We start from the raw sequence: 22,350 nt of genomic DNA, 5'->3' as shown, positions 1-22,350 counted from the left end.
GACGGATGACGCGATGAGAACTGGCCCAGTTGGCGCGGGGCCAAACACGGTCAACCGCACGCTACGGCCGCGTCGAAGGACATCGGGCGCTCCTGCAGATCATGAAGATATCCAGAGGATGTGGGCGCAACGCCCCCACGATTGATCACATCGAAAAAGACGTGCCGCACCCACAGGAAGAGGTTGCGTTGGGGTTGTCGATCACGAACCGGGCGCCGATCAGTTCTTGCGTGAAATCAATCGTCGCATTTTCCAGGAACGGCAGAGATATTTCGTCGACGACAACCTTCTGGCCTTTGCCTTCCAGCACCAGATCATCGTCCTTGGGCTCGTCCAATGCGATTTCGTACTGAAAGCCTGAACACCCTCCGCCTTCTACGGCGATGCGCAGGGCCTTGCCGTTGTCGGCGGCGCCGATCTCGGCAAGCCTCTCGAAGGCGCGTTCTGTGACTCTCGGAGGCAGATTCATGCCATGCTCCAAAGGTTTATTTCCTCGTTGGTCTACAATATAGAAACCCTGGAGACAGGCGACAAGGACAAGACCATTGGAGCGAGCAGGATTTGCTGCCGATCCGGGCCGGGCGCGCGGGCGGCTGGTGCCAGAGGAAGAAAGCAGTTTCCGGTCGTGCTTTCAGCGGGACCGGGACAGGATCATACACGCCAGCGCGTTCCGACGTCTTAAGCACAAGACACAGGTTTTTGTCGAGCATGAGGGCGACAGCTATCGCACGCGCCTGACCCATTCGATCGAGGTGGCGCAGGTCGCGCGCACGATCTCGGGGGCATTGGGGCTGAACCCCGAGCTGACCGAGGCCGTGGCCCTGGCGCATGATCTGGGCCACACGCCGTTTGGCCATACCGGCGAGGACGCTCTGCATGCGCTGATGGCGCCCTACGGGGGCTTCGACCACAACGCTCAAGCGATCCGCATCGTCACCAAGCTGGAACAGCATTACGCGGATTTCGACGGGTGCAACCTGACATGGGAATGCCTTGAGGGCATCGCCAAGCACAACGGCCCGGTTACGGGCGAGCTGCCCTGGGCGCTGGCCGAGTGCAATGCCGATTTTGACCTTGAACTGCACACCCATGCCAGCGCAGAGGCGCAGGTTGCGGCACTGTCCGACGACATCGCCTACAACAATCATGACCTGTTCGACGGCCTGCGGGCCGGACTTTTTACCGACGACGAGATCGCCCAATTGCCGATTGTCCGGGAGTGTTATGCCGAGGTGGATCGCAAGTACCCCGGGTTGGATTTCTACCGGCGTCGTCACGAGGCGCTGAGGCGGGTGTTCGGCGTAATGGTTTCGGATGTAATCGACACCTCGCGCGAGGTTCTGGAGAGATCGGGCGCGCAAACAGTCGAAGATGTTCGTCACCTCGGGGCTTCTGTCATCCGCTTCTCGGATGATCTTTGGGCGCAGCTCAACGATATCCGGGCGTTTCTGTTCACCCGCATGTACCGGGCGCCCAGCGTCATGGAGGTGCGCGCCAAGGTCAGTCGCGTAGTCGAGGAGCTGTTCCCGATCTATCTGAGCGACCCGCGCCAGATGCCTCGGCATTGGCATTCGGATATCGAAGCGGCGCCGGACGAGACCGCGCTGGCCCGGATCGTATCAGACTATATTGCGGGCATGACCGATCGGTTTGCCTTGCAGGATCATGCCCGCCTGACCGGCACGCAGCCCCCGCAGGTTTAGGGCTGCATGCTGCGAATGCTGGTTTGGACCGCTTGCCCGCATTGACCTTGCCGCCTTGCGTGGTAAACCGCTGCGCAAGCAAAAGGACATCCGAAATGAACCTGTTCTCCGAGATCCGCGGCCTTGTTCTGGACGCGCTGACGCAGATGCAGTCCGAAGGCGCGCTGCCCGAGGGGCTGAGCTTTGACAACGTTGCGGTCGAACCCCCGCGCGACGCCGCCCATGGAGACATGGCGACCAATGCCGCGATGGTGTTGGCCAAGCCGGCCAAGATGAAGCCGCGTGACATTGCCGATGCGCTGGCCGCGAAACTGGCCGCCGATGAGCGGATCACGAGTGCCGAGGTTGCAGGTCCGGGCTTTCTCAACCTGCGGCTCGCTCCGTCGGTCTGGCAGGGCGTTCTGGGTGCGGTGTTGGAACAGGGCACGGACTATGGTCGCTCGAACATGGGGCAGGGGTTGAAGGTGAACGTGGAATACGTCTCGGCCAACCCCACGGGACCGCTGCATGTGGGCCACACGCGTGGCGCGGTGTTCGGCGACGCGCTGGCCAGCCTGTTGGCCTATTCCGGCCACGACGTGACCCGTGAATACTACATCAACGATGGCGGTGCGCAGGTGGATGTATTGGCCCGGTCCGCGTTCGAGCGGTACCGCGAGGCCAACGGCCTGAGCCCGGAGATCGCCGAAGGCCTTTACCCGGGCGACTACCTGATCCCGATCGGTGAGGCGCTGAAGGAAAAATACGGCGACAGCTTGCTGGACAAGCCTGAAAGCGAATGGCTCGCGGAGGTCCGCGTTTTCGCAACCGATGCGATGATGGATCTGATCCGCGCCGATCTGAAGGCGCTGGGCGTCGAGATGGACGTGTTCTTCTCGGAGAAGTCGCTGTACGGAACCGGCAAGATCGAGGCTGCACTGAAGTCGCTCAGCGACAAGGGTCTTATCTATGAAGGCGTTCTTGAGCCGCCCAAGGGTAAGACCCCCGAAGACTGGGAGCCGCGCGAGCAAACCCTGTTCAAGTCCACCGCACATGGCGACGATGTGGATCGCCCTGTCAAGAAATCCGACGGCAGCTGGACCTATTTTGCTCCGGACATCGCTTATCATTACGACAAGGTGAGCCGCGGATTCGACGCGCTGATCGACGTGTTCGGCGCAGATCACGGTGGTTACGTCAAGCGGATGAAGGCCGCCGTTTCGGCCCTGTCAGACGGCAAGGTGCCGCTGGACATCAAGCTGACCCAGTTGGTGAAACTGTGGAAAAACGGTGAGCCGTTCAAGATGTCCAAGCGGGCCGGCAATTTCGTCACTCTGCGTGATGTGGTCGACCAGGTCGGCCCGGACGTGACCCGGTTCGTGATGCTGACCCGCAAGAACGATGCGCCGCTGGACTTCGATTTCGACAAGGTGCTTGAGCAGAGCCGCGAGAACCCCGTGTTCTACGTGCAATACGCCCATGCCCGGGTCATGAGCGTGCTGCGCCGTGCCGCCGAAGCGGGCATTGCCGCGGACGACGCGACCCTCAAAGCTGCCGATCTGAGCAAGATCGACCACGCGGCCGAGTTGGTTGTTGCCAAAAAGCTGGCCGAATGGCCACGGCTGGTCGAGATCGCTGCGCGTACCAATGAACCACATCGGGTTGCCTTCTATCTATATGAACTTGCAGGGGATTTTCATGCGTTGTGGAACAAGGGCAACGAAGAAATGTCGCTGCGCTTCCTGCAAGATGGTGACGCGGCAACAAGCCAGGCAAAAATCGCGCTGGCCCGGGCCGTTTCTGTTGTGATTTCAGCAGGCTTGGGTATTCTTGGTGTCACGCCGGCGCAGGAGATGCGGTAACCAACACTGCCCGAACCGCCGGCCCGAGGTAGGCAAGAAATGACCCGCGCGCCCCAATTTCAGGCGCGAAACGGGCAGTGAGGCGGATATGACCAGTTACGATTTCTCGGGGCAGACCAGCCCCGAGCACGCGCATTACTCGAATCAGTTCCACCCCGAAGATGGGTATGAATATCCCGACGACATGATGGACCAGGCAGAGGGTGCGCCGGCAGGCGCGGGCCTCGGGCGGCTCGTCAACCTGCTGGGTGCTGCCGCGTCTCTGGCGCTTGTCGCTGGCGTCGCGATCTGGGGGTACAAGCTGGTCATGCGAGATGTGAGCGGCGTACCGGTCGTACGCGCGGCCGAGGGGCCGATGCGGGTGCAGCCGGAAACTCCCGGGGGCACACCCGCCGATCACCAGGGTCTTGCGGTCAATGCAGTTGCGGCGGTTGGGACCGCCGCGCCTCCGGCCGACCGGTTGATCCTTGCGCCGCGGCCCGTTTCCCTGACGGATGAAGACGTAGCGATGGGCGAGCTGAAGCCGACCCCCGCCGTGCATGTTGTCGAACAAGAAATCTCGAACCAGGAAGCGGCCGAACTGCGTCAAGGCGCAGTTGACACCGTGGTGGCGGAACTGTCCGGCGCGCCTGCCGTTGAGACACCGCAGACCGAAGCGGGGGTGCAGCTTGCATCCCTGAACTTGGCCGATGACGAGCCAGCCATTGATCCGGCCGATCTCGCCGCTCAGCTGCCGGATCCCGAAATCGCGGCCCTGCCGGGCGTGCGCCGGTCTCTGCGTCCGCTCCGCCGCCCCGCGCGCGCGGCTTCGGCTGTACGCCCTGCAGTCAACGAAGACGCGATCAACGCCGCGGTCAAGGCCGCAGTAGGGTTGGATGTCGACCCGAACACCTTGACCAAAGGTACCCGGCTGGCGCAGCTGGGTGCGTTTGAAAGCCCCGAGGTCGCGCAGGCCGAATGGGACAGGCTGTATCGGCGATTTGGCGAATATATGGATGGAAAGCAGAGGGTTATCCAGAAAACCTCAAGCGGAGGCCGCACGTTTTATCGTCTGCGGGTCCTGGGGTTCGATGACCTGAGCGACTCGCGCCAGTTCTGCGCCGCCCTGGTCGCACAGGATGCTGACTGTATCCCGGTCGCCGTGCGGTGAGGTTCGGCGCCACGATCACGGATGCGGCCGGGCTGCGATTGACACCCGAAGAAAAGGCGTTGTTTCGCCAAATGAACCCGTTCGGGTTCATTCTGTTTGCCCGCAATATCGAAACCGCGGATCAGGTCCGTGCCTTGTGTGACGACTTTCGCGAGGCTGTCGGCCGAAACTGTCCGATCACCATCGACCAAGAGGGCGGACGGGTCCAACGTTTGCGCGCGCCACTTGCGCGGCAATGGATGCCCCCTTTGGATCATGCGGAACGTGCCGGCGACCATGCCGAGCGGGCCATGTACCTGCGGTACCGCCTGATCGCGCACGAACTTTATTCCATGGGCATCGACAGCAACTGCGCACCAATGGTGGATCTGGCGCGTCCGGACACCCACGCGTTTTTGCGCAACCGGTGCTACGGTGGCGATGCTTCGACGGTCGCAAAAATCGGCCGGGCTGTTGCGCAGGGTCATTTGGACGGTGGCGTGTTGCCCATCGTCAAGCATATTCCCGGCCACGGGCGGGCGACCTTGGACAGCCATTTCGATCTGCCACACGTCAATGCGCCGTTGGTCGATCTGTTGCAGACCGATTTTGCCCCGTTTCGCGCCTTGAACGACCTGCCGATGGGCATGACAGCCCATTTGGTCTTTGAGCAGCTCGATGAACGACCGGCAACGATCTCTCCGCAGATGATGGCTGTGATCCGGGATCAGATCGGGTTTGATGGCCTGATCATGACCGACGACATCTCGATGAAGGCGCTCAGCGGGTCTTTGGCCGACCTGTCACGTCAGGCGCTGGCCGCAGGATGCGATGTTGTGCTGCACTGCAACGGCTCGCTTGCCGACAGGGCGGCGGTCATGGAAGCTGCGGGCGAGATGTCCGAGGTGGCACAAGCCCGCGCAGACAAGGCGCTGGCACAGCGGCAATCGCCCGAGGAACTTGACATCCGTGCCGCCGAGACGGAACTATCCCGTCTGATGGGCGGGCAGGTATATGACGGATAACCTTTTCAGCGAAGACCCGGTTTCGGTCGCCGATCGGCTGGCCGCAGAGGCGCTGATCGTGGACGTCGACGGGTTTGAAGGCCCGCTGGACGTTCTGCTGACCCTGTCGCGGACGCAAAAGGTCGATCTGCGCAAGATCTCGGTTCTGGCGCTGGCGCAGCAATATCTGGCCTTTGTCGAACGGGCCCGCGCCCTGCGGATCGAACTGGCCGCCGACTACCTGGTGATGGCCGCGTGGCTGGCCTTTCTGAAATCCCGGCTGTTGCTGCCGCCCGACCCCGACGAAGAGGGGCCGACGGGCGAGGAACTGGCCGCTCACCTGGCCTTTCAGCTGGAACGCCTGCAGGCGATGCGCGACGCGGCGGCGCGCCTGATGGCGCGCGACCAACTCGGGCGCGATTTCTTCAGGCGCGGGCAGGGCGAGGATGTCACCCGCATCCGCACGGTCACTTATTCCGCGACCTTGCTGGACCTGATGCAGGGCTATGCCCGCATCCGCACCCGCGACGAGTTCCGGCCCTTCGTGATGGACCGCGACGCCGTTTTCACGATGGAGCAGGCGCTGGAACGGATGCGCCCGCTGATCGGATTTGCCGGAACCTGGACCGACATGGAAACCTACCTCCCCGACGGATGGGACGTTGACCCGGTGCGGCGGCGCTCGGCCACGGCGGCGACGTTTGCGGCCTCGCTGGAACTGGTCAAGGAAGGACATATGGAGATCAAGCAAAGCGAGACCTTTGCTCCGATCCAACTGCGCAGAAGGACTGACAAACGTGACTGACGCCCCCGAAGACGACGGCACCGGCACCCTGTTCGAAGCGCCTCCGCTGGCTGAGCAGGAGCGTATGGTCGAGGCGGTAATGTTCGCCAGCGCTGAGCCGGTGACAGTGGCCGATCTTGAGGCGCGGATGCCGCATGGCTGCGACGCCGCGCAAGCGCTGGAACTGCTGCAGAAACGTTATGAAGGGCGCGGGGTCCGCGTGGTCAAAGTGGGTGAGGCGTGGGCCATCCGCACGGCCCCCGATCTGGGCTTCCTGATGCAGAAGGAAACGGTCGAGACCCGCAAGCTGAGCCGCGCCGCCATCGAGACCCTGGCGATCGTGGCCTATCATCAGCCCTGCACCCGCGCCGAGATCGAAGAAATCCGCGGCGTGTCCGTGTCGCGGGGAACCATCGACCAGCTGCTGGAGATGGAGTGGATCCGGCTGGGCCGTCGCCGCATGACGCCGGGCCGTCCGGTGACCTTTGTCGTAACGCCTCAATTCCTGGACCATTTCGGTCTGGAAAGCGCGCGTGACTTGCCGGGCCTTAAGGAACTGCGCGCTGCTGGCTTGCTGGAAAACCGGCCGCCGCCGGGGGCGATGCCGATCGGCGAGGCTAACGAAGATGACACGGGTGACGAAGATCAGTCCGAACTGTTCGAGGAAGATTGATTGCGCCGCCCTTTTGTCGGCGCTTATCGCCGCTAGGTTCTGCGCAGAGGAACGGAGACCGAAATGAACGCAAACCGCATCATCGACATGATCGTTCGGCAAGTCATGCGCAGGCTGGTCACGCGCGGTGTCGACAAAGGTTTTGACCTTGCCGATCGTGCGACCCGCAAGTCGGGCCAACAGAGCCAACCGCGCGGTCCTCAGACCGACCGGCGCATGGCGCAAAGTGCGGGCGGACAGAGTCCCAGCATGAAACAGGCCAAGCAGCTGACCCGCCAGATGCGGCGGTTCATGCGGTTCTGAGGTTTACTGTGCGGACTTGAAATGCTTCGACAATTTCAGGCCTTGGCCCTGATAGTTCGAAGCAATTCCTGCGCCGTACAGCTGTGTCGGCATCTCGGCCATACGCTCGTAGACCAGCCGCCCGACGACCTGTCCATGCTCCAGTACGAAGGGCGCTTCGTGACAGCGAACTTCCAGAACTCCACGTGAACCGGCGCCTCCGGCTTCGGCATGACCGAAGCCCGGATCGAAAAAGCCCGCGTAGTGCACCCGGAATTCGCCCACCATCGCCAGATAGGGCGCCATTTCGGCCGCGTACATCGGTGGGATGTGAACCGCCTCTCGGCTGACCAGGATATAGAATGCGCCCGGATCCAGAATGATCCGTCCGTCCTTGGTACGCACCTCTTCCCAGTATTCCTGTGGGTCGTATTCGCCGATCCGGTCAAGGTCGATCACGCCGGTATGCGGTTTCGCGCGATAGCCAACAAGGTCAGTGTTGGGCAGGCGCAGGTCGACCGAAAACCCCAGACCGTCCTGAATGACGGCCGGACCATCGACCAATGGTGATTCCGCATGCAGAGCGGTCAGGTCTGCATCGGACAAAACCGCCTGGCCTTGCCGGAAACGGATCTGGTTCAGCCGCATGCCCGGACGCACCAGAACAGAAAAGGACCGCGGGCAGATTTCGGCGTAGAGGGGCCCAGAATAGCCTGCGGGCACCCGGTCGAACTCGGTTCCGCCATCGGTGATGGTACGGGTCAGAAGGTCCAGACGCCCGGTCGAGCTTTTGGCGTTGGCGACAGCGGTCACGTCACCGGGCAGGGACAACGCTTCCATCAGGGGCACAAGGTAGACACAACCTTTTTCGAGAACCGCGCCGTCGGTGATGTCGATCCGGTGCATCTCGAACTCGGCCAGCCGTTCGGACACCGAACGCCCTTCGCCCGCCAGAAATGACGCACGGACGCGGTAAGCGACTGTTCCCAAACGAAGATCAAGGCTGGCGGGCTGGATCTGAGCGGGCAGAATGGCCGGCTCGGCGGAGATCTCATCGCGCGCGATCATCGCCTCAATTTGCTGGTTCGGGCATACACCTGTCATTCCGATCCCCCCTGATGCCAGAGCGGGATCTGGCCTGTCTGCCATAAACGTCGGTGTGATTTGGTCGGGCTAGCAGGACTCGAACCTGCGACCTTCCGTCCCCCAGACGGACGCGCTACCAGGCTGCGCCATAGCCCGACGTTGGGCTGTTCATAATGATTTTCCCGGCAGGGGCAAGAGGAAAACATTGCCTTTCTTCTTATCCCGCCTTTTGACCTTCGACCCGGCTGAGCCATGCCCTGAGGTCCCTCGCGATCGGGGCGATCTGGCGCAGCGCCTCAGCGTCAAAATCTGTCGTCTGCCAAGCTTTGGAAGCGATGCCGCCGAACAGCGGGGCAGGGCTGATGCCGTCGTCCCCGTTGACCGCAGCGGGCGCGGGCGTCGGCTCGGGGTCTGGGGAACTGGGTGTTTCCTGAGGCTCTGGCGACCCGGGACCATCAGTGTCGGACTGCAGATCGAGGTCGATTTGCTGACCGGTCGATTTGGGCGGAAAGGATACCACCACGTCCTGCGGCGTCTGTGGTGATTCTGCGCTGACATCGATGTCGGGGGACAGCGCCGCCACATGGGCCACGCCCTGTTCCCTCAGAATGCGTTGAACGCCTTTTATCGTGATGCCGTCCTCGTGCAGCAGCTTCTTGATGCCGCCCAGCAGGCGCATGTCGTTGGGGCGGTAGTAACGGCGACCGCCAGCCCGCTTGACTGGTTTGACCTGTGCAAACCGGCTTTCCCAGAATCGCAGGACATGGGCTTGAACACCGAGCCAATCCGCAACTTCACTGATGGTGCGAAACGCGTCGGGTGACTTGCTCATATCCTCCTGGCCCCGGGTTTACTTGCGATTCCCGGCGGCGACGCGATCCTTCATCAGATGCGACGGGCGGAAAGTCAGCACGCGGCGCGGCTGGATCGGAACCTCTTCACCGGTTTTTGGGTTGCGTCCAATACGGGCCGATTTGTCACGAACGCTGAAAGTGCCAAAGGACGAAATCTTGACCTGTTCGCCACGCACCAGCGCGTCCGACATGTGGTTCAGAATGCTTTCGACAAGCTGTGCACTTTCGTTGCGTGACAGCCCAACTTCGCGAAACACGGCTTCGCTCAGATCCATTCGCGTCAGTGTATTATCGCCCATGACATTTCCCCTATTGATTTTCGAGCATAGGGGTAGCGCAAATTCGCTGTCAATATCAATGAATTGCGGGCGGCTGTGTAAGCCGGAATGCGCCGGTTACCAGCGCAGGACCACCGAGCCCCATGCCAAACCGCCGCCAATCGCCTCGGTCACGATCAAATCACCTTGCTTGATCTGGCCCCGTTCCTTGCCCACCGACAGGGCTAGGGGAATCGAGGCGGCCGATGTGTTGCCGTGGTCCTGAACGGTCACCACGACGTGATCCATGGGCAGTTGCAGCTTTTTGGCAGTGCCTTGGATGATGCGGATATTGGCCTGATGCGGGACGATCCAATCGACGTCGCCGCTTGTCAGTCCCGCGCGGTCTAGCGCGGTGGTTGCCGTGGCGGTGAGCTTTTCGACCGCATGGCGGAACACCTGGTTGCCCTGCATCCGAAGATGGCCTGTCGATTGCGTCGACACCCCGCCGTCCACGTACAGAAGGTCCTTGTAACGTCCGTCCGAATGCAGATCCGTGGACAGGATACCCCGATCATCGCTTGTTCCGGCACCGTCCTGCGCCTCGAGCACGAGGGCACCGGCCCCATCCCCGAACAACACGCAGGTCGATCTGTCGGTCCAGTCCATGATCCGCGAAAAAGTTTCAGCGCCGATCACCAGCACCCGCTTGGCCTGACCCGAAAGGATCAGGGCGTTGGCGTTACTCAGCGCAAACACGAAACCGGCGCAGACGGCCTGAACATCAAAGGCAAACCCTTGGGTCATGCCCAGATTGGCTTGAACCATGGTGGCGGCCGACGGGAACGTCAGATCCGCGGTCGAGGTCGCCAGAACGATTGCGTCAATGTCATCGGCTGTAAGGCCGGCGTCCTGCAGAGCGGCTTTGGCCGCATAGGTTGCCAGGTCGGACGTGGTTTCATCTTCGGCCGCAAAGTGCCGACGCTCGATACCAGAACGGGTGCGAATCCATTCATCGGTCGTATCAAGCGTCTTTTCGAATTCGGAGTTCGGAACCACCCGCTTGGGCAGGTAATGTCCGACACCTACAACGACTGAACGGCCTGCCATCTGGGGTACTGCCTTCTTTGTTCTTATTTGGTCTGCAGCGCAGATTGCGCCGCATCTTGTTCAAGCTCAGCCGTGGATGCAACCCGTGCTGCCAATTTTTCCGCAAAGCCGGACTTGGCCAGGGTGAAAGCCAGCTTGATCGCGGCAGACACGCCGGTGGCGTCGGCGCCTCCGTGGGATTTGATGACAGTGCCGTTCAGGCCAAGAAAGACCCCGCCGTTCACGCGGCGCGGGTCGATGCGTTTTTTCAATCGCTGCAGCGAGGTGATGGCCAGAACCGAGGCCAGGCGCGATAGGGGTGAATACTTGAAGGCCTCGCGCAGCAGGTCGCCGATCAGGCTGGCCGTGCCTTCGCCGGTCTTGATGGCGACGTTTCCGGTAAACCCATCCGTAACAATGACATCCGCCTTGTCGCCTGGAATGTCGCTGCCTTCCACGAAGCCCACGAAATCAAAGTTTGCCTGATCCGCGAATTCGGTGATCAGGGCATGGGCTTCCTTGAGTTCGGCGCGGCCCTTGTGCTCTTCGGTGCCAACGTTCAGCAGCCCGATACGCGGGCGGGTCAGTTCCATGCCGTTGCGCGCATAAGAGGCGCCCATCAATGCGAACTGCAGCAGATCCTTGGCGTCGGCCCGCACATCCGCGCCCACGTCCAGCATGACGTTGAAGCCCTGAGGGTTGCGGGATGGCCACAGAATCGCGATGGCGGGGCGGTTCACCCCGGGCAGTTTGCGCAGCCGCATCATCGACAGCGCCATCAGCGCGCCGGTATTGCCGCAGGAGACGGCACCATGGGCCTCGCCCTGACGCACCGATTCCAGCGCCGACCACATCGAGGTGTTCTTGCCGCTGCGCACCACCTGGCTGGGCTTGTCCTGCATCGTGACCACGTCCGGGCAATCACGAAAAACGACGCGTCCGTCAAGGACACGCCGTTTCGATACAAGCTTGCTCAGCACATCTTTCGGGCCGTGCAGAAGAAATCCGACCTCGGGGTTCTTCTTTGCTGACTTCGCGATTCCAGCCACGACCACGCCGGGACCTGAATCCCCGCCCATTGCGTCAACCGAGATGATGATCTTTCCGGTCTGCGTGGGCTGCGCTGTCATGCCAGAACCTGCGTTCAATCAGGCTTAGGCCGCGTCTTCGTCCAGGTCGATGTCGTCGGCCTGAGCGACGACTTCACGATCGTCATAGTGGCCGCATGCTGCGCAAACGTGGTGCGGGCGCTTCAGCTCGCCGCAGTTCGCGCATTCGTTCGGGTTTGCAGCAACCAGAGCGTCGTGTGCGCGGCGGTTGTTGCGACGCGACTTGGAAACTTTGTTCTGTTGGACGGCCATGGTCTCAACCTTTGTCTACTAAGGGCCAGCAGATTCGCTGCAGGCCGGGTTTCATTCTTCGTTTTCTCGTGGTGTGACGTGCGTTTAGGGAACAAGCCCCGCGATGTCCAACCCAAATTCCGATGAGCGCGCGAAAATACTGCGATTCTCGACATGTTCAAGCGATTTTTCTGAGCGCCTGCTATGACAGGAAATCGATCCCCTGTCACTCGTCTTTTTTCAGTGCGTCACGCAGGGACGCCAGCCCGGCAAAGGGTTTGGCATCCTCGTCGGTCATCGCCTGTTTGCCCGGTTCGGTATAGTTCGCGTCGCCCAGATGTGCACCGTCTTTCCGGGGGTATTGGGGTAACGCAAGGGACAATGCCTCGCGCATCACCTGGTCCAGATCGATTTCCGGGCCCAAGGCTTCGGTCTCGTCATCTTCGGGCATTTCGAACTCGGGTTCGTCCGGTTCGGTCCAATTGGCCAGGAAAATGCGCCGCACCGGGGCCTCGATCCGGGTCGTGACCGGGTCCAGCGTCACCACGCAGGGCTGAATGACGGTCGCGCCCAGCTTGGCGGTCAACACCCAATCACGCTTGCCCTGCGCGCGCAGCTCGCCGACAAAACTCAGCTTGCGCAGCCCGAGCAGGCCCAACGCATCACGAATTTCCTCGAGTTGCCGAGAAGGGGGGCGCAATTCGAACGCGGTCGGGCTGTTTTGAGGCAGATCGGCGACGCGCAATGTTGAGAGGTCGGACATTGTGACCCTTTCCTGTGTTGAACCGGGGCATGGGTTTCTGTAATCGGATAGAAGCCGCAAGGGACCAAGGCAAGAGGGTGAACATGTTGAAAGTACTGAACAGGCTGAAACCGGCGTCCAGGGCGGTTGCCTGCACGCTTGTTCTGGCCACCGCTGTTGCCTGTACCCCGGTCTACAAGAAGCACGGCTATATCCCCACCCCGGAAGAGCTGGCCGAGATCAAGGTTGGCGTCGATACCCGCGACACGGTTCTGGAAAAGGCTGGCGCGCCCAGCTCGTCAGGTGTGTTGAAGGATTCGGGTTTCTACTATGTGGCGTCGCGCGTTCGCCACTATGGCCCCAAACGCCCCGAGGTCGTCTCGCGCGAATTGGTGGCGATCAGCTTTGACCAGCGTGGCGTCGTCCGCAATATCGAAAAATTCGGTCTCGAAGACGGCTATGTCATCGTGCTGGATCGCCGTGTGACGGACTCCAGTGTTCAGGACAAAGGCTTCCTGCGGCAGCTGCTGGGCAACATCGGCCAATTCAGCCCGTCGAACATCCCGGGGGCCAGCTAATTTCCGGCCGCCGGTTGAAAGCTTCACACGGCGGTCACACTATTGGTGCATGGGATCAGGCAGATCGCAATCGGTGAGAAACCGTGGAGGATGCGACCATGGCCGATGATATTTTGTTGGACAAAGGCCGCTTCCGCGCGCGCCTGGCGCGGTGTCCCGAGGACGTGCGGGTGGCCCAGAATCTTCGTACACTTGCATTCCGAACAGCCGAGACGGATCGGGACGACTTCGACGTTACCTGCGCCCATGTTCTGGTCGAGGATTCGCAGGCAGGTGGCCAGTTGGTCTGCTGTTTCCGGATGCTGGTCATGGACAGCGGCAGCGAAATCAGCCGGAGTTATTCGGCCCAGTTCTATGACCTTTCCGCTTTGCAGAGCTTTGATGGGCGCATGGTGGAAATGGGGCGGTTCTGCATCCATCCCGATTGGACGGACCCCGATATCCTGAGGGTGGCCTGGGGCGCGATGACGGCCTTTGTCGACCGCAATGGGGTCCAGTTGCTGTTTGGATGCTCGTCCTTCGCAGGAACTGAGACTGCGGAATACCTGGATGCCTTCGCGATGCTCAAACATCGCCACCTTGCGCCCAAACGCTGGTTGCCGCGGGTCAAGGCGCCGGACGTGTTCCGCTTTGCCGCGCGGCTGCGGCGGCGCCCGGATGCCAGAAAGGCCATGCTGCGAATGCCGCCGTTGCTGCGTACTTATCTTATGATGGGTGGCTGGGTCAGCGATCATGCGGTGGTGGACCGCCAGCTGAACACGCTGCATGTCTTCACCGGCGTCGAGATCGGCGCGATTCCCGCGGCACGGAAACGCCTCTTGCGGATGATCGCGGGCTGAAGCCGCGCTGCTGGCAAAAGGTGAGGTTGGGGCGTTGACGCCCAATGCCTGCCGGTTTAGCTGGCGCTTATGGCACGTATTCCTTTGTTGCAGATGTCCGGTATCTCGCTGACCTTCGGGGGCGAGCCGGTGTTTTCCGATCTGGACCTGGTGGTTCAGCCCGGCGACCGCGTTGCGCTGGTCGGGCGGAACGGCTCGGGCAAATCCACCCTGATGAAGGTCATGGCCGGTCTGTTCGAACCGGACCGGGGCGACATTGTCGTGCCGCCCGGCAAATCCGTGGGTTACATGGAGCAGGACCCGACGATGGAGGGATTTGCCACGCTGGGCGATTATGCGGCCAGCGGGCTGGAACCAGGTGAGCTGTACAAGGTGGAACGGGCCGGCGAGGGGCTGAAATTCGATCCCTCGCGCGCGGTTCAGACCGCCTCGGGCGGCGAACGGCGGCGCGCGGCGCTGGCCAAGCTGATGGCCGAGGCCCCCGACCTGATGCTGCTGGACGAGCCGACCAACCATCTGGACATCGAGGCCATCGGCTGGCTTGAACGTGAACTGGGCGCGACACGGGCGGGTTTTGTCCTGATCTCGCATGACCGCGCGTTCCTGCGGGCGCTGACCCGGGCAACACTGTGGATCGACCGCGGTGTGGTGCGCCGACAGGAGCAGGGGTTCGAGGCCTTCGAGGCCTGGCGCGACAAGATCTGGGAAGAGGAAGATCAGCAACGCCACAAGCTGGACCGGCTGATCAAATCCGAATCCCGCTGGGCGGTCGAAGGGATCAGTGCCCGCCGCAAGCGCAACCAGGGCCGGGTGCGCGCCTTGCAGGCTTTGCGGGCCGAACGCGCCGCGCAGATCAAGCGTCAGGGCTCGGCGGCCATGTCTTTGGAATCCGGTCCGAAATCCGGGCGCAAGGTGATCGAGGCGCGCGGTGTCAGCAAGGCGTTCGACGGCACGCCCATCGTGCGCAACCTGGACCTGCTGGTACAGCGCGGCGACCGGGTGGCCTTTGTCGGCCCGAACGGCGTGGGCAAGACAACGGTTCTGAAGATGCTGCTGGGCGAAGTGGAGCCGGACGAGGGGTCGGTGACACTGGGCACCAATTTGGAGATCGCGGTCTTCGACCAGACCCGCGCGCAGCTGGACCCCGAGATGACCCTGTGGGACAGCCTGACCGGCGACCCCGAGATGCGAGTCACGGGCAAGGCCGATCAGGTGATGGTGCGCGGCCAGCCCAAGCATGTGGTGGGGTACCTCAAGGAATTCCTGTTCGACGAGCGGCAGGCAAGAGCGGCCGTCAAGTCCTTGTCGGGCGGCGAAAAAGCGCGGTTGCTGCTGGCCAAGCTTATGGCGAAACCGTCGAACCTGCTGGTGCTGGACGAACCGACCAACGACCTGGATGTCGAGACACTGGACCTGTTGCAGGAACTGCTGGACGACTATGACGGCACCGTGCTGCTGGTCAGTCACGACCGGGATTTCCTGGATCGTGTGGCGACCACTACGATCGCCATGGAGGGCAACGGCCGCGCGACCGTCTATGCGGGCGGCTGGTCGGACTATGTCGCGCAGCGTGGCGAATTGGCCGAGAAAAAGCCTGAGAAATCAAAAGAGAACAAGCCGAAGGTCAAGCAAGAATCCAAGCCGAAAACCGGCCTGTCCTTTTCCGAAAAGCACCGGCTGGAGAAGCTGCCCGCCGAGATCGCGCGGCTGGAAGCCGAGATCGCCAAGCTGGAGGAGCTGATGTCGGACCCCGAGCTGTTCACCCGCGAGCCGGTGAAGTTCCAGAAGGCGACCGAGGCCCTTGTCGAGCGGCAGAAGAAGCTGGCCGCTGCCGAGGAGGAATGGCTGGAACTGGAAGAAAAGGCCGAGGCGGGCTGAGCCAATTCGTCTGTATTGTACCGGCCCGGAGCCGGGGATCTTCCGTTTTGTACAAAACCAAAATGGCCGGCCCTGACGCCGATCGACCGGGCCGGAAACCGTCAGTAAGGGTCAGCGCATTCGCAGGGCGCCGTCGATGCGGATGACTTCGCCGTTCAGATAGCCCATCTCGACGATGAACCCGGCCAGCCGGCCGTATTCGCGCGGGTCACCCAGGCGGGCGGGGTTCGGCACGTCGGCGGCAAGCTGCTGCTGCACCTCTTCGGGCAGGCCGGCCAGCATCGGAGTCATGAAGATGCCGGGCGCGATGGTCATAACCCGGATTCCGGTCGAGGCCAGATCGCGCGCCATCGGCAGGGTCATGCCCACGACACCGCCCTTGGACGCCGCATAGGCCGCCTGACCTTTCTGTCCGTCAAACGCGGCAATCGAGGCGGTGTTGATGATCACGCCACGCGCTCCATCCGACTCGGGCGCGTTCTTGGCCATTTCGACCGCGGCCAGACGCGACACGTTGAAGGTGCCCACCAGGTTGATGTCGATGGTGCGCTGGAAGGCGTCCAGCGGGTGCGGGCCGTCCTTGCCGACGGTCTTGATGCCATAGGCGATGCCGGCACAGTTCACGCAGGCGGTGATCTTGCCCATCTTGTCCATCGCCAGCGCAATGGCCGCGGCCACCGACGCCTCGTCCGTCACGTCAGTCTGGGCAAAATGTCCGCCGATCTCGGCCGCGACCTGGGTGCCGCGCTCGGCATCGCGGTCCAGGATGGTGACCTGCGCGCCGTTCTCGGCAAAGTAACGGGCGGTGGCCTCTCCGAGGCCCGAGGCGCCGCCGGTGATGACGGCGGCGGTGGTGGACAATTGCATGGCGGGCTCCTCCCCAGTGATCTGAACGTTTGTTCAAATAATCCGAGATGGCACGTCCTGTCCAGTCGGCAGTGACTCAGTCCAGCCGGCTGCGCTGCTGCATCGGGGTGACGCCGAAGGCGGCGCGGTACACGCGTGAGAAATGGCCCGGGCTTTCAAAGCCGCAGGCAAAGGCCACGTCGGTGACCGAAGATTCGGTCTGCAACAGCAGGTTTCGCGCGCGGTCCAGCCGAAGCTCCATGAAGTATTTCTTGGGCGAGGCGTTGAGGTATTTGCCGAACAGCCGTTCCAGCTGGCGGGTCGAGATGCCGATCTGTTCGGCGATCACCGCCGGCGAGATCGGGTCGTTGATGCGGTCGGCCATGATCTGGATCGCCTTGGCCAGATGCGCGTTGCGCATGCCGTTGCGCGATTGCAGCGACACACGCTGATCGGCGGTCGCGTTGCGCACGGCGTTGTAGACCATCTGGTCGGCCACCGCGATCGACAGGTCCTGCCCGTGGTCGCGCTCGATCAGGTGCAGCATCAGGTCGGCCGTCGCCGTGCCGCCCGAGGCGGTCATGTGCTTTTCATCGGCCACGAAGACGCTGCGCACGAGGTTCACGTCCGGGAAAGCCTCCATGAAGGCGTCGTGATATTCCCAGTGGATCGCCGCCTGCATCCCGTTCAGGAACCCGGCCTCGGCCAGCAGCCATGCGCCCGAACACAGCGCCCCGATGGCCGTGCCGCGCGCCCGTTCGCGGCGCAGCGCGGCCAGCAGGGGTCGGCTGACGTGATCGCGCATGTGAATGCCCGACAAAACAAAGATCTGGTCGCATTTCGGCAGGTCCGCCAACCCGCCATGCACCAGTGTCACGGACCCGTTCGAACACACCGCCTGCGCGCCGTCCTCCGAGGCGAAGGACCAGCGGTACAGTTCCTCGCCGCTGACCCAGTTGGCGATCCGCAGCGGCTCGACCGCGCAGGAGAAGGCCAGGTGCGAGAACTCGGGAACGAGGATGAAACAGAAATGTTGCGGGCGGGTCATGCGCTCAGTCTATCACGGGCGGTCAGACTGATTGTGTACAAGTTGCATTTTATCGGGCAAGAGCAGAGGCGACATCCTGGGTGTCGCGATTCGACCAAAGCGAAGGTTGGGGATGAAAGACGACACGAAAAGCCGCAAGGCGGCGCTGGCCGCGCATCTGAAGGCGGCGGTGATGACGCTGAAACTGCGCCCTGGCGATGATCTGGACGAGGCGCAGCTGTCCGAGGCGTTCGGCCTGTCGCGCACGCCACTGCGCGAAGTGTTCCGGCATCTGGCCGGGCTGGGCTATCTTGAACTGCGTGAAAACCGGGGCGCGCGGGTGTCGCAGATGTCCTATGCCACGCTGCGCGATTTCTTCCTGGTGGCGCCGATGATCTATGGCGCGGTGCTTCGGCTGGCGGCGCAGAACGCGACAGGTGACCAGATCGATCGGTTGAAGGCGGCGCAGGCGGCGTTTCGGGAAACGTTGCGGGCGAGCTCGGCCGAAGATCGCGCGCTGGCCAACAACCAGTTCCACGAGATCACTGGCGAGATGGCGGCGAATGTGTACCTGCTGCCGTCGTTTCAGCGGCTGCTGATCGACCATGCGCGTATTGGCATGACCTTCTACCGCCCGGGTCAGGCCGGGATGGGCGAAAGCCTGGCTCTGGCCTGCGACCAGCATGACGCCATCATTGCCGCGATCGAGGCGCGCGACGAGGCGGCGGCGGGGCAGCTGGCGGCCGATCACTGGGCGCTGTCGCGCGATCAGATCGAGCTGTTCGTGACGCCGGCCGGTCTGGACCTGCCGCTGGGCTCGGTCGAACGCGGATAGAAAAACGGCCGCCCGAAGGCGGCCGTCGTGTTCGGGGGCAGGCGGTTCAGCCCAGCTGCACCAGCGCGTGCCGCTTCTTGCCCGCGCTCAGCTTGATGGGCGAGGAAAGGGCCGCTGCGTCGATCATCAGCCCGGCATCGGTCAGCGGTGCGTCGTCCAGACGGGCGCCGTTTTCGGAAATCAAGCGCTTGGCCTCCTTGCCCGATTTCGCCAGGCCCGACTTCACGATCAGCTGCACGACCGAGATGCCGTCGCCCAGATCCTCGGCTGTCAGGGTCAGGGTGGGCAGGTCGCCGCCCACGCCGCCCTTTTCGAACACCTCGCGCGCGGTGGCCTCCGCCTTGGCCGCGGCCTCGGCCCCGTGCAGCAGGGTCGTGACTTCGTTGGCCAGACGGATCTTGGCCTCGTTGATCTCGGACCCCTGCAGCGCGCCCATGCGGTCGCATTCGTCCACGGGAAGCTCGGTGAAGATCTTCAGGAAGCGGCCCACGTCGGCATCGGTGGTGTTGCGCCAGAACTGCCAGAACTCGTAGGGCGACAGCATGTCGCCGTTCAGCCAGATGGCGCCGCCCTGGCTTTTGCCCATCTTGCGCCCGTCGCTGGTGGTCAGCAGGGGCGTGGTCAGGCCATAGATCTCATGATCCAGCACGCGTCGGGTCAGGTCGATGCCGTTGACGATGTTGCCCCACTGGTCCGATCCACCCATCTGCAGGATGCAGCTGTAACGACGGTTCAGCTCCAGAAAGTCATAGGCCTGCAGGATCATGTAGTTGAACTCGAGGAACGACAGGGATTGTTCCCGGTCCAGCCGCGATTTCACCGATTCAAAGGACAGCATCCGGTTGACCGAGAAATGCCGCCCGATGTCCCGCAGGAAATCGAGATAGTTCAGGTCGTCCAGCCATTCGGCATTGTTCAGCATCAGCGCGCCGGTGTCGCTGTCGTCATAGGACAGGTACTTGTCGAACACCTTCTGCATGCCGGCGATGTTGGCGTCGATCTGCTCGGGGCCCAGCAAGGGGCGTTCGTCCGAGCGGAAAGAGGGATCGCCCACCTTGGTGGTGCCGCCCCCCATCAGGGTGATCGGCTTGTGCCCCAGCTTCTGGAACCAGCGCAGAACCATGATGTTCATCAGGTGCCCGACATGCAGGGACTGGGCGGTGGCGTCATACCCGATATAGGCTGTCTGCACCCCGCTTGTCAGAGCATCGTCAAGGCCCTGATAATCGGTGCAGTCGGCCAGAAAGCCGCGCTCGATCATCGTGGCGATGAAATCCGATTTGGGGTGATACGTCATGTCTTGCCTCGGGGTTGAATTGCGGGGCACGTTATAGGCGGCGAACGAGGGAAGGAAAAGGCCATGAATAAGGCCCGAGGCAAAGTTGGGGCAGTGCGGGCACTGGGGGCCATGTCGGGCACCTCGCTCGATGGGGTCGACGCGGCGGTGGTGGAAACCGACGGGCGGCAGATCCTGCGGTTTGGCGACAGTGCGTACCGGCCCTATACTGAGGGCGAGCGCAAGCTGCTGCGCGCCGCGCTTGGCAAATGGAGCGGACCCGAGGTGCACGCCGCCGAAGATCTGGTGACCCGCGCCCATGCCGAGCTGCTGTCGGAATTCGAGGACGTGGAGCTGATCGGGTTTCACGGCCAGACCCTTGCGCATGAGCCGCGCGGCAAGGGCACTTTGCAGGTGGGCGATGGCGAGGGGCTGGCAGTCGCGCTGGGTGTGCCCGTGGTCTGGGATTTCCGCAGCGACGACGTGGCCATGGGCGGCGAGGGCGCGCCGCTGGCGCCGTTCTTCCATTTTGCCTGCGCAAAATATGTCGGGGCCACTGCGCCCTTGTGCTTTCTGAACTTGGGCGGTGTCGGCAACCTGACCTATGTGGACCCGTCCTTTGACGGACCCGAGGCGCCAGGTGCGCTGTTGGCCTTTGACACCGGCCCGGCCAATGCGCCGATCGACGACCTGGTGCAGGCGCGTCTGGGCCTGCCGATGGACCGCGACGGCGCGCTGGCCCGGCAGGGAACGGTCGAGACCGGAGCGCTGGAGCTGTTTCTGGCCGAGCCGTATTTCAACCGTCTGCCGCCCAAATCGCTGGACCGCAACGATTTCGCCGAAATGATCGGCCTGGTGAAGGAATTGAGTGACGCCGACGCCGTCGCCACCCTGACTGGCATGAGCGCCGCCGGGGTGGTGCAGGGGATGGAGCATTGCCCCAGATCGCCCGCGCGGGTGCTGGTCACCGGCGGCGGGCGCAAGAACCCGGTTTTGATGGAGATGCTGCGCGTGGCGATGGACTGCCCGGTCGATCCGGTCGAGGCCGTAGGTCTGGATGGCGACATGCTCGAGGCGCAGGCCTTTGCCTATCTGGCGGTGCGCGTGGCGCGGGGGATGCCGACCTCTTGCCCCGGCACCACCGGGGTAAAGGCGTTGGTTGGCGGGGGGACGGTCAGCCGGGTGTCGCAGGGCGCACCGCGCTGAAACGCAGCGAAAAATGATCCTGCCAATGCGCTCGGGCGTAATTGTAGCAGTAGCCACAACAACGCCGGAGATGAAGATGATCGGTTCCCTTGTCAAAAATGCGGCCGGTTGTGCCGCCGCGTTCATGCTCGCAGTGCCTGCCATGGCCGACGTGCAGGTTGAGTTCGTCGAGGGAGCGCCAAAGGACCGCTTCGTTCTTCGCAACGCCAGCGATTGCAGCCTGTCTGCTGCAACGGTGCGTCTGGATTTGTCTTCGTCGCAGGGCGGGCTGATCTTTGATGTCACCGGCTCGGGGGCAGGGGTTGAAGTGTTTCAGCCCTTTGAAATGGTTTCGGGGTCCGAGTTTCTGAACGGGTTGCCTCAGGTTCAGGACGGGCAGTCAATGGTCGATCTGGACATCCGGTCCATGCCTCCCGGAGCAGAAATCGCCTTTACGATCGACGTGGATGACACAGGCGGCGGACGCGAGATCACCGTTTCGGGGGCTGAGATTCAGGGCGCGACGGTCTCTCTGGAAGGCGCGCAGAACCCGCCGCGTGGTGTCTTTTCGTCGGCGGCCCGCGCGGCTATACCGGTCGGGACCTGCTGAGCGGCAGTGCACCTGCGGATGGAACCGGCATGACCAAGACCCTGACACGTATCGCATTTCTGGTTCTGGTACTGGGTGGCGGCATACTGATCGGCACTCTGACGGGGCCGGGTGAGTGGTATGCAAACCTGAACAAACCGGTCTTCAACCCCCCGGGCTGGGTATTCGGCCCGGTCTGGACGGTTCTGTACGTGTTGATTGCGATGGCGGGATGGCGGCAGTTCGAACGCGACCGGGGATCGCCCGCAATGCGCCTGTGGTGGGCGCAGCTGGGCCTGAACTTCCTGTGGTCGCCCGCATTCTTCGTGCTGCACCAGCCGTGGCTGGCATTGGTAGTGATACTGGCGCTTCTGGTGGTGATTGTTCTGTTCATCACACGTGTCCGCCCGGTGGATCGCGTTTCGGCATGGGCGTTCGTGCCCTATCTGGCATGGGTGGCATTTGCGACCGTTCTGAACCTGTCGATCGCGATCCTGAACTGACGCCGGCGGT

25 protein-coding genes and 1 tRNA gene are annotated in these 22,350 nt (G+C 62.6%); 14 read left to right on the top strand and 12 right to left on the bottom strand.

Going from position 1 to position 22,350, the window contains the following annotated elements; genetic code table 11:
- Positions 1-145: 145 nt before the first annotated feature.
- Positions 146-469, bottom strand: a complete 324-nt coding sequence (locus K3752_RS09720) for an iron-sulfur cluster assembly accessory protein (protein WP_093962326.1) — start codon at positions 467-469, stop codon at positions 146-148.
- Between the two features lie 76 nt (positions 470-545).
- On the opposite strand from K3752_RS09720, the gene K3752_RS09715 reads away from it, so the two are divergent.
- From K3752_RS09715 to K3752_RS09685, 7 genes are all read left to right on the top strand, one after another.
- Positions 546-1,703, top strand: coding sequence for a deoxyguanosinetriphosphate triphosphohydrolase (locus K3752_RS09715; protein ID WP_260063126.1), 1,158 nt, complete (start codon positions 546-548; stop codon positions 1,701-1,703).
- Positions 1,704-1,798: 95 nt separating this feature from the next.
- A complete protein-coding gene (argS, locus tag K3752_RS09710) occupies positions 1,799-3,544 on the top strand; it encodes an arginine--tRNA ligase (protein ID WP_260063125.1) in 1,746 nt (581 codons plus the stop codon).
- A gap of 88 nt (positions 3,545-3,632) precedes the next feature.
- Positions 3,633-4,694, top strand: a complete 1,062-nt coding sequence (locus K3752_RS09705; protein ID WP_260063124.1) for an SPOR domain-containing protein — start codon at positions 3,633-3,635, stop codon at positions 4,692-4,694.
- The gene (gene nagZ, locus K3752_RS09700) at positions 4,691-5,698 is read left to right on the top strand and encodes a beta-N-acetylhexosaminidase (RefSeq protein ID WP_260063123.1); all 1,008 of its coding nucleotides are present in this window, start codon (positions 4,691-4,693) and stop codon (positions 5,696-5,698) included. The genes K3752_RS09705 and nagZ overlap by 4 nt, the downstream gene beginning before the upstream one ends.
- Positions 5,688-6,482 (top strand): ScpA family protein, encoded by a 795-nt coding sequence (locus K3752_RS09695; protein ID WP_093962321.1) that lies wholly within the window; start codon positions 5,688-5,690, stop codon positions 6,480-6,482. Before nagZ ends, K3752_RS09695 begins: the two co-directional genes overlap by 11 nt.
- Positions 6,475-7,134, top strand: a complete 660-nt coding sequence (scpB, locus tag K3752_RS09690; RefSeq protein WP_170587066.1) for an SMC-Scp complex subunit ScpB — start codon at positions 6,475-6,477, stop codon at positions 7,132-7,134. The genes K3752_RS09695 and scpB overlap by 8 nt, the downstream gene beginning before the upstream one ends.
- A gap of 63 nt (positions 7,135-7,197) precedes the next feature.
- Positions 7,198-7,437 carry a hypothetical protein gene (locus tag K3752_RS09685; protein ID WP_170587063.1) on the top strand — a complete coding sequence of 80 codons (240 nt, stop codon included), beginning with the start codon at positions 7,198-7,200 and terminating at the stop codon, positions 7,435-7,437.
- A 3-nt stretch (positions 7,438-7,440) separates the two neighbouring features.
- Here K3752_RS09685 and K3752_RS09680 read toward each other — a convergent pair whose 3' ends face one another.
- The 8 genes from K3752_RS09680 to K3752_RS09645 all read right to left on the bottom strand — a co-directional run bounded on the left by K3752_RS09680 (position 7,441) and on the right by K3752_RS09645 (position 12,805).
- Positions 7,441-8,520, bottom strand: a complete 1,080-nt coding sequence (locus K3752_RS09680) for a 2'-deoxycytidine 5'-triphosphate deaminase (RefSeq protein ID WP_260063122.1) — start codon at positions 8,518-8,520, stop codon at positions 7,441-7,443.
- A 61-nt stretch (positions 8,521-8,581) separates the two neighbouring features.
- Positions 8,582-8,658, bottom strand: a tRNA-Pro gene (locus tag K3752_RS09675).
- A gap of 61 nt (positions 8,659-8,719) precedes the next feature.
- Complete coding sequence (locus K3752_RS09670) at positions 8,720-9,334, bottom strand: MerR family transcriptional regulator (RefSeq protein WP_260063121.1); 615 nt, start codon at positions 9,332-9,334, stop codon at positions 8,720-8,722.
- A gap of 18 nt (positions 9,335-9,352) precedes the next feature.
- Complete coding sequence (gene ihfA / locus K3752_RS09665) at positions 9,353-9,655, bottom strand: integration host factor subunit alpha (protein ID WP_093962316.1); 303 nt, start codon at positions 9,653-9,655, stop codon at positions 9,353-9,355.
- Positions 9,656-9,751: 96 nt separating this feature from the next.
- Positions 9,752-10,723: a beta-ketoacyl-ACP synthase III gene (locus K3752_RS09660; protein ID WP_260063120.1), complete on the bottom strand. Its 972-nt coding sequence runs from the start codon at positions 10,721-10,723 to the stop codon at positions 9,752-9,754.
- Positions 10,724-10,746: 23 nt separating this feature from the next.
- Positions 10,747-11,832 (bottom strand): phosphate acyltransferase PlsX, encoded by a 1,086-nt coding sequence (plsX, locus tag K3752_RS09655; protein ID WP_170366205.1) that lies wholly within the window; start codon positions 11,830-11,832, stop codon positions 10,747-10,749.
- Between the two features lie 24 nt (positions 11,833-11,856).
- The gene (rpmF, locus tag K3752_RS09650; RefSeq protein WP_093962313.1) at positions 11,857-12,063 is read right to left on the bottom strand and encodes a 50S ribosomal protein L32; all 207 of its coding nucleotides are present in this window, start codon (positions 12,061-12,063) and stop codon (positions 11,857-11,859) included.
- 205 nt (positions 12,064-12,268) lie between these two features.
- Entirely contained in the window at positions 12,269-12,805 is a 537-nt protein-coding gene (locus K3752_RS09645) for a DUF177 domain-containing protein (protein ID WP_260063119.1), read from the bottom strand.
- Between the two features lie 83 nt (positions 12,806-12,888).
- Here K3752_RS09645 and K3752_RS09640 point away from each other — a divergent pair, with 83 nt between their 5' ends.
- From K3752_RS09640 to K3752_RS09630, 3 genes are all read left to right on the top strand, one after another.
- Positions 12,889-13,362: an outer membrane protein assembly factor BamE gene (locus tag K3752_RS09640; RefSeq protein ID WP_093962985.1), complete on the top strand. Its 474-nt coding sequence runs from the start codon at positions 12,889-12,891 to the stop codon at positions 13,360-13,362.
- Positions 13,363-13,460: 98 nt separating this feature from the next.
- Complete coding sequence (locus K3752_RS09635) at positions 13,461-14,201, top strand: GNAT family N-acetyltransferase (RefSeq protein WP_260063118.1); 741 nt, start codon at positions 13,461-13,463, stop codon at positions 14,199-14,201.
- A 69-nt stretch (positions 14,202-14,270) separates the two neighbouring features.
- Positions 14,271-16,079 (top strand): ABC-F family ATP-binding cassette domain-containing protein, encoded by a 1,809-nt coding sequence (locus K3752_RS09630; RefSeq protein WP_260063117.1) that lies wholly within the window; start codon positions 14,271-14,273, stop codon positions 16,077-16,079.
- A gap of 111 nt (positions 16,080-16,190) precedes the next feature.
- Here K3752_RS09630 and K3752_RS09625 read toward each other — a convergent pair whose 3' ends face one another.
- Together K3752_RS09625 and K3752_RS09620 are read right to left on the bottom strand one after the other, a co-directional pair.
- Complete coding sequence (locus tag K3752_RS09625; protein WP_170580774.1) at positions 16,191-16,946, bottom strand: 3-hydroxyacyl-CoA dehydrogenase; 756 nt, start codon at positions 16,944-16,946, stop codon at positions 16,191-16,193.
- A gap of 76 nt (positions 16,947-17,022) precedes the next feature.
- A complete protein-coding gene (locus tag K3752_RS09620) occupies positions 17,023-17,973 on the bottom strand; it encodes a GlxA family transcriptional regulator (protein WP_170338740.1) in 951 nt (316 codons plus the stop codon).
- A 112-nt stretch (positions 17,974-18,085) separates the two neighbouring features.
- Here K3752_RS09620 and K3752_RS09615 point away from each other — a divergent pair, with 112 nt between their 5' ends.
- Complete coding sequence (locus tag K3752_RS09615; RefSeq protein ID WP_170338742.1) at positions 18,086-18,787, top strand: GntR family transcriptional regulator; 702 nt, start codon at positions 18,086-18,088, stop codon at positions 18,785-18,787.
- 46 nt (positions 18,788-18,833) lie between these two features.
- Here K3752_RS09615 and tyrS read toward each other — a convergent pair whose 3' ends face one another.
- Complete coding sequence (gene tyrS / locus K3752_RS09610) at positions 18,834-20,084, bottom strand: tyrosine--tRNA ligase (protein ID WP_170366196.1); 1,251 nt, start codon at positions 20,082-20,084, stop codon at positions 18,834-18,836.
- A 63-nt stretch (positions 20,085-20,147) separates the two neighbouring features.
- On the opposite strand from tyrS, the gene K3752_RS09605 reads away from it, so the two are divergent.
- The 3 genes from K3752_RS09605 to K3752_RS09595 all read left to right on the top strand — a co-directional run bounded on the left by K3752_RS09605 (position 20,148) and on the right by K3752_RS09595 (position 22,340).
- Complete coding sequence (locus K3752_RS09605; RefSeq protein ID WP_260063116.1) at positions 20,148-21,269, top strand: anhydro-N-acetylmuramic acid kinase; 1,122 nt, start codon at positions 20,148-20,150, stop codon at positions 21,267-21,269.
- Positions 21,270-21,345: 76 nt separating this feature from the next.
- Positions 21,346-21,858: an aggregation factor core gene (locus K3752_RS09600; protein WP_260063115.1), complete on the top strand. Its 513-nt coding sequence runs from the start codon at positions 21,346-21,348 to the stop codon at positions 21,856-21,858.
- Positions 21,859-21,887: 29 nt separating this feature from the next.
- A complete protein-coding gene (locus K3752_RS09595; protein ID WP_170363300.1) occupies positions 21,888-22,340 on the top strand; it encodes a TspO/MBR family protein in 453 nt (150 codons plus the stop codon).
- Positions 22,341-22,350 lie beyond the last annotated feature (10 nt).

It is taken from the genome of Ruegeria sp. B32 (genome assembly GCF_025141855.1).
Classification (GTDB): Bacteria; Pseudomonadota; Alphaproteobacteria; order Rhodobacterales; family Rhodobacteraceae; genus Ruegeria; species Ruegeria arenilitoris.
Note: the sequence above shows the minus strand (reverse complement) of the source record. Positions and strands in the feature narration are given on the sequence as shown.